The sequence below is a fragment of the Lysobacter sp. Root916 genome (assembly GCF_001429785.1).
In the GTDB taxonomy this organism is placed as follows: domain Bacteria; phylum Pseudomonadota; class Gammaproteobacteria; order Xanthomonadales; family Xanthomonadaceae; genus Lysobacter.
Genome location: NZ_LMJF01000016.1, coordinates 243,280 through 256,666 on the forward strand (window position 1 = coordinate 243,280; position 13,387 = coordinate 256,666).

At 67.3% G+C, this 13,387-nt stretch carries 5 protein-coding genes and 3 pseudogenes; all 8 read left to right on the forward strand.

The window, feature by feature from the left end:
- Positions 1-172 precede the first annotated feature (172 nt).
- Positions 173-2,164, forward strand: a complete 1,992-nt coding sequence (locus ASE35_RS22230; RefSeq protein ID WP_057164831.1) for a S8 family serine peptidase — start codon at positions 173-175, stop codon at positions 2,162-2,164.
- A 484-nt stretch (positions 2,165-2,648) separates the two neighbouring features.
- A pseudogene (locus ASE35_RS19380) lies at positions 2,649-4,322 on the forward strand (S8 family serine peptidase); the annotation flags it as partial.
- Positions 4,323-4,418: 96 nt separating this feature from the next.
- Positions 4,419-4,694: a proprotein convertase P-domain-containing protein gene (locus ASE35_RS22285; protein WP_343123528.1), complete on the forward strand. Its 276-nt coding sequence runs from the start codon at positions 4,419-4,421 to the stop codon at positions 4,692-4,694.
- Positions 4,695-5,229: 535 nt separating this feature from the next.
- On the forward strand, positions 5,230-7,323 hold the full coding sequence (locus tag ASE35_RS19385; RefSeq protein WP_082607264.1) for a S8 family serine peptidase: 2,094 nt from the start codon (positions 5,230-5,232) through the stop codon (positions 7,321-7,323).
- A 261-nt stretch (positions 7,324-7,584) separates the two neighbouring features.
- The gene (locus ASE35_RS19390) at positions 7,585-8,034 is read left to right on the forward strand and encodes a hypothetical protein (RefSeq protein WP_056183314.1); all 450 of its coding nucleotides are present in this window, start codon (positions 7,585-7,587) and stop codon (positions 8,032-8,034) included.
- Between the two features lie 565 nt (positions 8,035-8,599).
- A pseudogene (locus tag ASE35_RS19395) lies at positions 8,600-10,327 on the forward strand (S8 family peptidase); the annotation flags it as partial.
- Positions 10,328-10,459: 132 nt separating this feature from the next.
- Positions 10,460-10,690, forward strand: a pseudogene (locus tag ASE35_RS22130) (proprotein convertase P-domain-containing protein); the annotation flags it as partial.
- Between the two features lie 464 nt (positions 10,691-11,154).
- A complete protein-coding gene (locus ASE35_RS19400; protein WP_162259078.1) occupies positions 11,155-13,185 on the forward strand; it encodes a proprotein convertase P-domain-containing protein in 2,031 nt (676 codons plus the stop codon).
- Positions 13,186-13,387: the final 202 nt, after the last annotated feature.

Genomic DNA, 13,387 nt, shown 5'->3' on the forward strand with positions numbered 1-13,387 from the left:
GCCGGGCGTGCGTTCGCCGACACGGTCGCCGCGCGGCTCGGGTCGCGCGGCACCGAGTGCGGGTCGTCCATCGCATCGCGTCAGCTCCGATACAAGCTTGCGCTGCCCATCACGCGCGTCGGCGTCGTCCGTTGCCGCTCGTTCCGAATCGAATACATCTAGGGGAAGGGGAATGGAAGTTCGTAAAGTATCCAAGCACCGCGCGCGCTTGGTCGCGCTGATCGCCGTCATGGCGCTCGGCGTGGCCGGTGCGGTCGGCGCCGCACCGCCGACGGAGCTGCTGCCGACCGGCGCGCAGTCGTCCGGCGATCCGAACCGGGTCTGGATCCGGTTCCCGCGCGGCCAGAAGGCACAGTTCAAGGCCCAGCTGCAGCAGTCGGTCAAGGCGCTGCGCGCCACCGCGTCGGCCAAGGGGCTGAGCGTCGCCGCGCTGACCGAAGGCAAGACCCACCACGAATTCGATCAGCTCGATTCGGTGGTCATGACCTTGTCGCCGCAGGTGCTGAGCAGCCTGCGCAACAACAAGAATCTGGTCATCGAGCGCGACATGCCGCGTTATCCGCTGGCCGAGTACGTACCCTTCGGCATCCCCCGCGTGCAGGCGCCCGACACTGTCGCCACCGGCGCCAACGGCAACGGGGTGAAGGTCTGCGTGATCGACTCCGGCCTGCGCAGCAACCACGAGGACTTCGCCGGCATCAGCATCACCGGCTATGCCGACAGCGGCCGCACCTGGAACACCGACGACTGCGGCCACGGCACCCACGTGGCCGGCACCATCGCCGCGGTGGGCGGCAACGGCAAGGGCGTGACCGGCGTCAGCCCGGGCAAGGTCTCGCTGCATATCGTCAAGTACTTCGACGGCCCCAGCTGCAGCTTCTCTTTCAGCTCCGACCTGATCGCGGCCGCCGACAAGTGCGCGCAGGCCGGCGCCAAGGTCATCAACATGAGCTTGGGCGGTGCCGGTCAGAGCAGCGCCGAAAGTGCCGCTTTCGCCAATCTGTACAACCAGGGCATCGTGTTGGTCGCCGCGGCGGGCAACGACGGCACCAGCACCAAGAGTTATCCGGCGTCCTACGCCAGCGTGATCTCCGTGGCCGCGCTGGACTCGAACAACGCCAAGGCTGCGTTCTCGCAGTTCAACGACGGCGTGGATATCGCCGCGCCGGGTCAGGACGTTTCCAGCACCTATCCCAAGCGCGGCACGCCGATCAGCGTGGTCGGCGGCGGCAGTTACGACACGCTGCCGATGGCCAACAGCGCATCGGCAACCGTGGCCGCGGCCCTGATCGATGGCGGTCGTTGCGCCAGCGCAGGCAGCTGGAGCGGCAAGGTGGTGCTGTGCGAGCGCGGCGATAACACCACGCTGGAGAAGGTCACCAACGTCAAGAGCGGCGGCGGCCGCGCCATCATCCTGTACAACAACGTGTCCGATCCGTTCGCTTACAGCACCGGTCTCAAGGATCCGTCCACGCTTACCGGCGTAGCTGTCAGCCAGGCTTCCGGGCAGGCGCTGCGCGGCCTGGTCGGGCAGACCGTCACCGTCAATCCCACCTACGTCTACGGCGTCGACAACTATGCCGTTCTGAGCGGCACCTCGATGGCCAGCCCGCACGTGGCGGGCGTGGCGGCGTTGATGCTCAGCGCCAAGCCCAGTGCGACCCCGGCGGAAGTGCGTGAGGCCTTGTTGTCGACCGCATTGGATCTCGGCCCGGCCGGCCGCGACAACGAGTTCGGTTACGGCCTGGTGCAGGCCTTCGAGGCCGTCGATGCGCTGCTCGCGGGCAGCAATCCGAATCCGCCCGGCGCGCAGACCTACAGCAACGCCGCCGACGTCAACATTCCCGACAACAACGCCACCGGTGCCAGCAGCACCATCACCGTGTCGGGCCGTACCGGCAACGCCCCCAGCACGGCCAAGGTGTCGGTCAATGTGCAGCACCCGTTCCGCGGCGACGTCATCGTCGATCTGATCGCGCCGGACGGCACGGTCTACAACCTGTTCAACCGCCCCAACGTCAACGACGGCACCGACCACGTGATCATCACCGACCGCGTGATCGACCTGAGCAGCGAAACGCTCAACGGCGCCTGGAAGCTGCGCGCGGCCGACCGCGCCCCGCAGGACGTGGGCTACATCAACAGCTGGAGCGTCACGTTCTGATCGCCCGCTTCTGAACCGATCGGTTTTCGACGGTCGTCGCGGCGTACCTCGCCCCCGAGTGCGCCGCGGCGGCTCGTCGACTTTTCGATCCTGCACCCACCCCGGCCTTGGCCGGGGTTTTTTGTTGCCCATCGCCAGGGCGGGCAGGCCTGGCCCGCGGCCGCGGCGCCGCCGCGATGACGGCTGCAAATAGTGTGCCGTTAAGGACCCTTTTGCTCACTACGGGTCAGTATCTTTGCAGTGCAGCAAATGATGCTCGTCAAGAAATATGTGAGTGATGTCACATATTTCCGTGTGACCTAGGTGGCTTACCTCATTGTCCCGGCCTTCGCGGGCTCCTTAGCGTGGTCCCCGTGCAGCGCAGTGCTGCACGTCGAGCTTCCGCCCCGAGCCGATCGCGACGACCGCATGCGCGGCCGCGCCCGGACCGGGGCGGTCCCTGCCGCGGACTTGCGGCGCTTGTTTTCCATCGGGGGTTCCAAGGATGTCGATTTCCACTCAAGGCCGGTTCCGCGTACGCGCGCTCGTGGTCGCCACGACCGTCGCGCTGACGGCCTTCGCCGCGCCGGCGTTCGCTGGCCGCATGAACGCGTCGGGCCTGAAGGCCGAAGGCAACTACGACCAGTTCATCGTCAAGTACAAGGACCAGTCGGCCGAGCGCAGCAGCGCGGCCGCGCTGCAGTCCTCGCTCAGCGGCGCCGCGCGCGCGCTGCCGGCGGTGTCCGGCAAGCACCTGGGTCTGAAGCAGCTGCGTCGGATGGCGCTGGGCGCCGACGTGGTGCGCAGCGATCGCAAACTCAGCCGCGCCGAGGCCGAATCGCTGATGCGGCAGATTGCCGCCGATCCCAACGTCGATTACGTCGAGCCCGACCTGGTCATGCAGGCGCTGGCGACGCCGAACGACCCGCGCTACAACGAGCAGTGGCACTACGCCACCAACGCCGTCGGCGCCAATGTCTCCAGCGCCTGGGATACCGCCACCGGTACCGGCGTGGTGGTGGCGGTGATCGACAGCGGCCGCCTCGCGCATAACGATCTCGACGCCAACACCCTGCCTGGCTACGACTTCGTCACCTCGACCACGACGGGCAACGGCGGCTCCGGCGACGGCAACGGCCGAGACGCGGATCCGACCGACGCCTCCAACGTGAAGCACGGCACCCACGTCGCCGGCACCATCGCCGCGGTCACCAACAACAGCCTCGGCGTCGCCGGCGTGGCCTACAACGCCAAGGTCGTGCACGCGCGCGTGCTCGGCAACGGCGGTTACGGCAACACCTCCGACATCGTCGACGCGATCACCTGGACCTCCGGCGGCACCGTCAGTGGCGTGCCGGCCAACGCCAACGTGGCCGAAGTCATCAACCTCTCGCTGGGCGGCACCGGTTCCTGCGGCCTGACCTACCAGAACGCGATCACCGCCGCGATCAACCGCGGCACCACCATGGTCATCGCCTCGGGCAACAGCAACAGCGACGTGTCTGGCTTCTCGCCGGCCAACTGCCCGGGCGCGATCTCGGTCGCTTCCAGCGACATCAACGGCAATCGCGCCTGGTACTCCAACTACGGCGCCACCATCGACATCACCGCGCCGGGCGGCGAAACCTGCTCGCCGCTGGTCGAGTTCCTGGCCCTGGGCGAGTCCACCGCCGGCAAGTGCCAGCAGAATCACGAGACCCGCGGCGTGCTCTCGACCTACAACGCCAACGGCTATTTCTTCAACCAGGGCACCTCGATGGCCGCGCCGCACGTGGCCGGCATCGTCGCGCTGATGCAGTCGGTGGCGCCGACGCCGAAGACGCCCGCGCAGATCCAGACCATCCTGGCCAACACCGCGCGTCCGATCACGGCCGCCAAGTGCCCGGGCGGTTGCGGTCCGGGTCTGGTCGACGCGGCCGCGGCCGTGCTGGCTGCGCAGGGCGGTACCGGCAACGCCGCACCGGTGGCGAACTTCACGTCCTCGGCCAGCGGCCTGACGGTGACCTTCACCGATACCTCCACCGACAGCGACGGCTCCATCGCCTCGCGCAGCTGGAACTTCGGCGACGGCACCACCTCCACCCTCGCCAACCCCAGCAAGACCTACTCGGCGGCCGGTACTTACACCGTCACGTTGACGGTCACGGATAACGGCGGTGCCAGCAACACCAAGACCGCCACGGTCACGGTGGGCAGCAGCGGTGTGCAGACCTACAGCAACGGCACCGACGTCAACATTCCCGACAACAACGCCACCGGCGTGAGCAGCTCGATCGTGGTCTCTGGCCGCACCGGCAACGCCCCGACCAATGCCTCGATCACGGTCAACATCGTCCATCCCTACAAGAGCGATCTGATCGTGGACCTGCTGGCGCCGGACGGCTCGGTCTACAACATCCACAACCGCACCGGCGGCGACGCCGACAACGTCTCGGGCACCTTCACCAAGAACCTGTCGACGGAAGCGCTCAACGGCACCTGGCGTCTGCGCGCGGCCGACCGGGCCGGTCAGGACGTGGGCTACATCGACAGCTGGAGCATCACCTTCTGATCGCAGGCCGGCGATCGCGGCGCCCTCCGCGTCGCGAGCGTCGTCGTGTTGCGCATCTCAGCCCCGGCTTCGGCCGGGGCTTTTCTTTGCGTGCCCGCCGGGCGGGCGGTGGCGTGCGGTGGTGTGCCGCCAGGCATATTTTCTGTTTTGGCGAGGCAGTGGTCGGCGCGTTCGCGGTTTTCGGTGGCGCGGCGCGTGGCGCGAGGTTTTTGTCTAATTCATTGATATTAAAAGGGTGGGGAGGGCGGCCTAGTTCTGCGTTGGGCGCGCGCGAGTCCTTTTTGTGCCTAAAAACACGATGATTGTGGCTTTATGGTGGAGCATTAATTTCAATTAGTGAAATTGCGATGTGGGTCACGTTTAAGGCCGTGGAACGCGCGGGTTTCCTGTGCCTTCTGCGTGCGCCGAAACGTAGCTTCGATCTGCATCGCGGCACGCGTCGCGATTCACGGTCCGGTGGGCGCCCGTGCCCGCCCAGCCTCCATCGCCGCAATCCGCGGCCTACCCATGGGCTTCATTCGAGGATCTTTCTACGATGTCGAACTCGAACACCACGCTGCGCGTACGCGCGCTCGCCGCCGCCACCGCGCTGGCGCTGACCTCCATCGCCGCGCCCGCCTTCGCCGGGCATGCGGTCGTTTCCGGCCTGAAGTCCGGCGAGCACTACAGCCGCTTCATCGTCAAATACAAGAACGGCAGCGCACCGACGGCCAGCACCGCCTCGGTCGCGTCGTCCCTGGGCGCGGCCTCCGCGCGCACCGTGCTGCCGGCCGCCTCCAAGGGCAAGCGCCTGGGCCTCAAGCATCTGCGCCGGATGGCGATGGGCGCCGACGTGGTGGTCAACGACACCGCCCTCAACAGCGACGAAGCGCGCGCGGTGATCCAGCAGCTGGCCGCCGATCCGAACGTGGAATGGGTGCAGCCCGACTACATCATGCACGCGCTTGCCGTACCCAACGACACCCGCTTCAACGAACAGTGGCATTACGCCAACAGCGCGGTGGGCATCAATGCGCCGACCGCCTGGAACAGCACCAGCGGCAATGGGGTGGTGGTGGCGGTGATCGATAGCGGCATCGTCTCGCACCCCGATCTGAACGCCAATGTTCTGACCGGCTACGACTTCGTCACTTCCACCACGGGCTTCTCGGCGACCGATTGCGGCGGCGTCGCCGGCTGCGGCGCGTCCGACGACGGCAACGGCCGCGATGCCAACCCGAACGACTCCTCGGGGGTCTATCACGGCACCCATGTCGCCGGCACCATCGGCGCGGTCACCAACAACGCCTCCGGCGTGGCCGGCGTGGCCTACGGTGCGCGCATCGTGCCGATCCGCGTGCTCGGTCGTGAGGGTTCCGGCGCCACCTCGGACATCGCCGACGCCATCGTCTGGGCTTCCGGCGGCGCCGTCGCCGGCGCGCCCGCCAACGCCAATCCGGCCGAGGTCATCAACATGTCGCTGGGCGGCGACGCGCCGTGTTCGGCCACACCGGCCTACCAGACCGCCATCAACACCGCGACCGCCAACGGCTCGATCGTGGTCGCCGCCGCCGGCAACAGCAACATCGACGTCGCCGGTTCCACGCCCGCCAGCTGCAACAACGTGATCAGCGTCGCCGCCAGCGACCAGGGCGGCAAGCGCGCCTGGTATTCGACCTACGGTGCGACCATCGACATCACCGCGCCGGGCGGCGAGACCTGCTCGCCGACCAACGAGTTCCTGCCCTTGAATCGCGTGCCCCGTGCCGGCGACTGCACGCGCAGCCACGATGCGCAGGGCGTCCTGTCCACGTACTCGAATGATGGTTATGCCTTCGAGCAAGGCACCTCGATGGCGTCGCCGCACGTGGCCGGCGTGGTCGCGCTGATCCAGGCGGTATCGGCCACCCCCAAGACCTTCGAGCAGGTGCGCCAGATCCTGGCCAATACCGCGCGTCCGATCTCCGCGGCCAACTGCCCCGGCGGCTGTGGCCCGGGCCTGATCGACGCGGCGGCGGCAGTGGCGGCCGCGGGCGGCGGTGGTCCGGTCAACGCGGCGCCGGTGGCGAACTTCGCTTCCTCTGCCAGCGGCTTGACCGTGAGCTTCACCGATACCTCCAGCGATAGCGACGGCACGATCGCCTCGCGCAGCTGGAGCTTCGGCGACGGCACCACTTCTACCCTCGCCAATCCCAGCAAGACCTACGCGGCCGCGGGCACCTATACCGTCACGCTGACGGTCACGGACAACGGCGGCGCCACCAACACCAAGACCGGCTCGGTCACGGTGTCCGCGTCCGGCAACGTGCGCCAGACCTACACCAACAGCGCCGACTATGCGATCGGCGATTTCGCCACGGCGGAAAGCGCGATCACGGTGTCCGGTCGTAGCGGCAACGCGCCGGCCGACACCTCGTTGTCGGTGGACATCGTGCACACCTACCGCGGCGACCTGGTCGTCGACCTGATCGCGCCCGATGGCTCGGTCTACAACCTGGCCAACCGCAGCGGATCCAGTGGTGGCATCAACAGGACCATCACGGTGAGCAACCTGACCAGCGAGACGCTCAACGGCACCTGGAAGCTGCGCGTGCGCGACGCCGCCGCCGGGGATACCGGTCGCATCAACAGCTGGAGCCTCACGTTCTGAGCCAACGGGCAAGCGGGTCGGGTCCGCCGCGCGAACGGCGGACCCGGCACGCGGGTGCGTCCGGACCCGACCCCGAGTCCGGGCGCACCATTGTCCGGCGGTCCGGCGGCGCGTACCCCCGCGTCGCCGGCCGCACCTGCGAGCGCGCCGGTTCCGCGGCGTTCAGCGCGGGCCGACTAGCGTACGAACGCTAGCCTCAACCCTATTCGCACTGCCGGTGCGTTTCGGAATCAGGAACGCCATGACCCAGGAGCCGATGCCATGTCCAGCCCTTTCCGCCGATCCGTGCTCGCCGTCAGCGCAGCCGCGCTGGCCTTGGCGATGAGCGCCTGCATGGCGTCCGCACCCTCCAACGGCGACGGCGGTGCCCCGAAGGCGCATGTGGGCGAGCTGCAGGGCAACGGCCCGTACCAGCAATTCATCGTCAAGTACCGCGACGGCAGCGTGCCCGCGCGCGAGCAAGACAGCGTCAAGGCTAGGTTTGCCAGCACCGCCGGCAACAGCGGCCTGAAGAGCGGGGGCGGCGCGATCAAGCTGGAACACAAGCTGCGCCTGTCGGTGGCCGCCGACGTGTTTCGCGCCGACCGCCCCTTGAGCAAGGCCGAGGCGCAGAAACTGATGCAGACCTTCGCGGCCGATCCGGACGTGGAGTACATCGAGATCGACGGCGTCGTCTCGATCATGCCGATCGGCGGCAGCCTGGACCGCTGAGGCGACCGCTGGGCGCCATCGCGAAAGCGGTGGTGCGGGGTCGAATTTACGGTGCGGCCGCTCGCCGCACCTTGCGCCACACGCCTCAAGGCCTGGGGCGCTGGCGGGGTAGGGCCTAGGCCAATCCTGTAGGCGCCGTTTGCAGCGGCACGCGGCCCCGCCATCGGTGGTGCCGCCTGCCTTGTGCCTGACGGCACCTCGAAACGGCCAAGCCATGGCCGGTTTGAGCCCAAGATTCCCTGCTAAAACCGCGACTTAACCTGGGTTTCCCGTCTCAGGCGCGCAACCGCATGTTGCGATGCGGCATATTCTCGTGTCGATTTCACGTGAAAGCGGTTACCGCAATAAATTGTGACGATAGTCACAAATACCTGTGCACATTGAGTGGATATCCCCGTTGCGATGGGTACGAAAGGTCGACTAGCGTCACTTTGCGGACACATTTTGTCACCTGTCCGTATCCACCGTTCGAGCCTAAGGCCGCGGTAATCCCGCCGGTCGGAGAGAGGTTCTTGCGGTTTTTTGCCGCGCTTAGCGGCTTATTCCAGCTTCGGGGGTTACATAGATGTCTCAGCTGTCCTCGCGTCGCATTCGCGTGCACGCCCTGGCCGCCGCCACGGCAGCCGTACTGGCTTCGAGCATGATCGCCGCCCCGGCGTTCGCCGCTGGCCGCGTCAATCTCGCCGGCCTGCAGTCTTCCGAAAAAGTTCAGCGCTTCATCGTCAAGTTCAAGGACGGTAGCGCCCCGACCACCAACGCCAGCACGCTGCAGCGCTCGCTGAGCACGGCCGCTTCCACCGCCGGCGCCGGCAAGGCCCTGGGCATCCATTCGCTGCGCCGCACCGCCCTGGGCGCCGAAGTCGTGCGCAGCGATCGCGCGCTCGACCGTGTCGAAGCCGAGACGCTGATGCGTCAGATCGCCGCCGACGCCAACGTCGAGTACGTCGAAGTCGACAAGCTCAACCACGCCTTCCTGACCCCGAACGACACCCGCTACAGCGAACAGTGGGGCTATTCGGGCACCTACGGCATCAAGGCCAACCAGGCGTGGGACGTGACCAACGGCAGCGGCTCGGTCGTGGCGGTGCTGGACACCGGCATCACCAGCCATAGCGACCTCAGCGCCAACATCCTGCCCGGCTACGACTTCATCATCGACACCACCGTGTCCAACGACGGCAACGGCCGCGACAGCGATCCCAGCGATCCGGGCGACTGGGTCAGCGCCAACCAGTGCGGCGGCACTCATGCCGCGCAGGGTTCGAGCTGGCACGGCACCCACGTCGCCGGCACCATCGCTGCGGTGACCAACAACGCCAAGGGCGTGGCCGGCGTCGCCTACGGCGCCAAGATCGTGCCGGTGCGCGTGCTCGGCACCTGCGGCGGCTACGACTCCGATATCGCCGACGCGATCATCTGGGCGTCGGGCGGCACCGTCAGCGGCGTGCCCGCCAACGCCAACCCGGCCGAGGTCATCAACCTCTCGCTGGGCGGCTCGGGCGCTTGCGGCACCACCACCCAGAACGCGATCAACAGCGCGGTCAGCCGTGGCACCACCCTGGTGATCGCCGCCGGCAACGACAACGTCAACGTGTCCAACGCCTCGCCGGCGAACTGCAACAACGTGATCGCGGTGGCTTCGATCACCAGCACCGGCGCGCGTTCGAGCTTCTCCAACTACGGCGCGCTGATCGACATCGCCGCACCGGGCTCGAACATCCTGTCGACCCTCAACTCCGGTTCGACCACGCCGGGTTCGGAAACCTACGCCTCCTACAACGGCACCTCGATGGCGACCCCGCACGTCGCCGGCGTGGTGGCGCTGATGCAGGCCGTGGCGACCACGCCCAAGACGCCGGCCGAGATCGAGTCGATCATCAAGGCCAACGTCACCGCGTTCCCGTCGACCCCGTCGCAGAGCATCGGCCCGGGCATCCTCAACGCCAAGGCCGCGGTCGACGCCGTCAACGGCACCACCCCGCCGCAGACCGGCACGCTGACCAACGGCACCCCGGTCACCGGCCTGGCCGGCAGCGCCGGCACCGAGCTGCGCTACACCATGGTGGTTCCGGCCGGCGCCAGCGCGCTGAAGTTCGTCACCGCCGGCGGCAGCGGCGATGCCGATCTGTTCGTGAAGTTCGGCAGCGCGCCGACCACGGCCAGCTACGACTGCAAGTCCGAAGGCAGCACCAACGCCGAGACCTGCAACATCGCCACGGCCCAGGCCGGCACCTACCACGTGCTGGTGCGCGGTTACTCGACGTTCTCGGGCGCCAGCCTGACCGGTAGCTACACCACCGGCGGTGGCGGCAGCACCCAGACCTACAGCAACACCACCGACTACACCATCAGCGACAACGCCACGGTCGACAGCCCGATCACGGTCTCCGGCCGCAGCGGCAACGCCCCCAGCAACGCCTCGGTGACGGTGGCGATCGTGCACACCTACCAGGGCGACCTGAAGGTGGACCTGGTGGCTCCGGACGGTTCGCTCTACAACATCCACAACCGCACCGGCAGCAGCACCGACAACATCAACAAGACGGTCACGCTGAACCTGTCGACCGAAGCGCTGAACGGTACCTGGAAGCTGCGCGTCAACGACAACGCTGGCGGCGACACCGGCTACATCAACAGCTGGAGCGTCACGTTCTAAGCGCGAATTCGCCGGCAAGGACGCCGCGAACGCTCTCTCCGACCCCGGCTACGGCCGGGGTCTTTTTTTGCGCGATCGATATCGCCGCGCATGCCGGAGCGGGGCGCCTATACATCAGGTAGTCGTATACAAAAATGACTGGAAGCGGTTACTGGTCATATGCATGACGTGCATCACGAATGCGTTGTCGAATCGCAACGGATCACGCTTGTTCCACAGTTAATGCACGCTTAGCGTCGTGACGGGCGAAAAGGGGTTCGCCCGGTTTCATCGTTCGAGCGCATCGCCGGTTCATCGCGATGCGGCATTGCCCGTGTCAAACACGTATCAACTCGCCGGATGCACGCCGACACCGTCGGTCGCATGCCAAACGATTGATCCGCGCTCGCCATCTAAGGCCATGACGGCCGGCGATTCTGAGCGGCGAGCCGGTCATGCCCTCTACTACGGATGGAGAGAGACTCATGAAACGAATGTACGGTTCCCTGGTCCTGCTGGGACTTTCGTCGCTCGGCGTCGCCATGGCGGCGCCTGGTGCGCGTCCCGCCGCGTTCGACCATAGCCTGACCGCGCTCGACCGCGTCGAGATGCGCACGATGCAGGCGGTGGACGTGCCGGCGCTGCAGGCCGAGGATCGCCAGCGCGAAGCGCACGATCTGCCGCCGCGTTACGCGCAATCGCTGTCCGTCGATCTGACCCCGCTGAATTCCGGCGTGTGGGAAGAAGTCGGCAACGACATGGTCTGGCGCTTGCGCGTGCAGTCGCGCGGCGCGCTGTCGCTGAACTTCGGTTTCAGCGAATACAAGATGCCCGCCGGCGGCCGCCTGCTGGTGTATCCGGCCAACCTCAGCCGCGCCGCCGCCTCCGATCCGTCGGTGGTGCGCATGTACACCGCCGCCGACAACGAGTCGCACGGCCAGTTGTGGACGCCCATCGTCAACGGCGCCGAAGCGGTGATCGAAGTGGTGGTGCCGCGCGATCAAGTCGGCCAGCTCAAGCTGCGCCTGGCCAAGGTCGGTCACGACTACCGCGGCTTCACCCGCATGGCCCAGCAGCTGCAGTCCGACATGGTGACCGCGCAGGGCACCTCGGGCAGTTGCAACGTCGACGTGGTCTGCCCGGAAGGCGACGCCTGGCGCGCGCAGATCCGTTCGGTCGCGGCGATCTCCACCGGCGGCAGCCTGTTCTGCTCGGGCAGCCTGCTCAACAACGCCGCCAACGATCGCAAGATGTACTTCCTGACCGCCAACCACTGCGGCATCAGCGCCTCCAACGCCGCTTCGCTGGTCACGTACTGGAACTACCAGAACTCGACCTGCCGCGCGCCCGGCAGCACCCAGAGCGGTCAGAACGGTAACGGCTCGCTGGCCCAGACCCTGACCGGCGCCTTTCACCGCGCCTCCAACGCCGCGTCCGACTTCACCCTGGTCGAACTGGACGACGCCGCGCCCGCCGCCTACAACCTGTTCTGGAACGGCTGGGATGCGCGTAGCGGCGATTTCAGCGGCGCCACCGGCATCCACCATCCCAACGTCGCCGAGAAGCGCATCAGCCACGGCACCAGCGCCACCCGCACCACCAGCTACGGCGGCGCGCAGACCAACCCGACCTCGCCGGGCGACGGCTCGCACATCTTCGTGCGTTGGATCCCGGGCATCGGCGTCACCGAGGGCGGTTCCTCGGGCTCGCCCTTGTTCAGCCCCGAAAAGCGCGTGATCGGCCAGCTGCACGGCGGCCCGTCCTCGTGCTCGGCCGCCGATAACGCCAAGGCCGACTACTACGGCCGCATCTCGGTGTCCTGGGCCGGCGGCGGCACCAACGCCACCCGTCTGAGCAACTGGCTGGATGCGGGCGGCACCGGCGTGCAGTTCATCGACGGCCTGGATTCGTCCGGCGGCGGCAACGTCGCGCCGACGGCGAACTTCAGCGTCGCCACCAGCGCGCTGACCGCCAACTTCACCGACAGCTCCACCGACAGCGACGGCACCATCGTCTCGCGTAGCTGGAACTTCGGCGACGGCGGCACCTCCACCGCGACCAACCCCAGCCGCACCTACGCGACCGCGGGCACCTACACGGTCACGCTGACGGTCACCGACGACGACGGCGCCAGCAACACCAAGACCGCCTCGGTCACGGTCGGCGGCACCGGCGTGCAGACCTACACCAACGGCACCGACTTCGCGATCAACGACAACAGCACCATCAACAGTCCGATCTCGGTCTCCGGCCGCACCGGCAACGGTCCTAGCAACGCTTCGATCTCGGTCACGATCAACCACAGCTACAAGGGCGATCTCAAGGTCGATCTGGTCGCGCCGGACGGCACGCTCTACAACATCCACAACCGCACCGGCGGCAGCGCCGACAACGTGATCGGCACGTTCACCAAGGACCTCACCAGCGAACCGCTGAACGGTACTTGGCAGCTGCGCGTGAACGACAACGCCAACGCGGATACCGGCGTGCTCGACACCTGGAGCATCACGTTCTGATCCGACACGTCCTCTCCGGCTTCGGCCGGAGAGGACACGCTACGGGAGCGTAAACCCGGCCGTGCACGTCCTCCCGCTCCCGCGCCGTCCGCGCGGGGGCGGGAGTCCGCGTGCGCGCGCGTTGGTCCCCTTCCACGGGTCGGCTCGCGCCGATCGTTCCGGCACGTTCGCAGCGGGCCCGGGCCCGCACGTCACGGAGTCA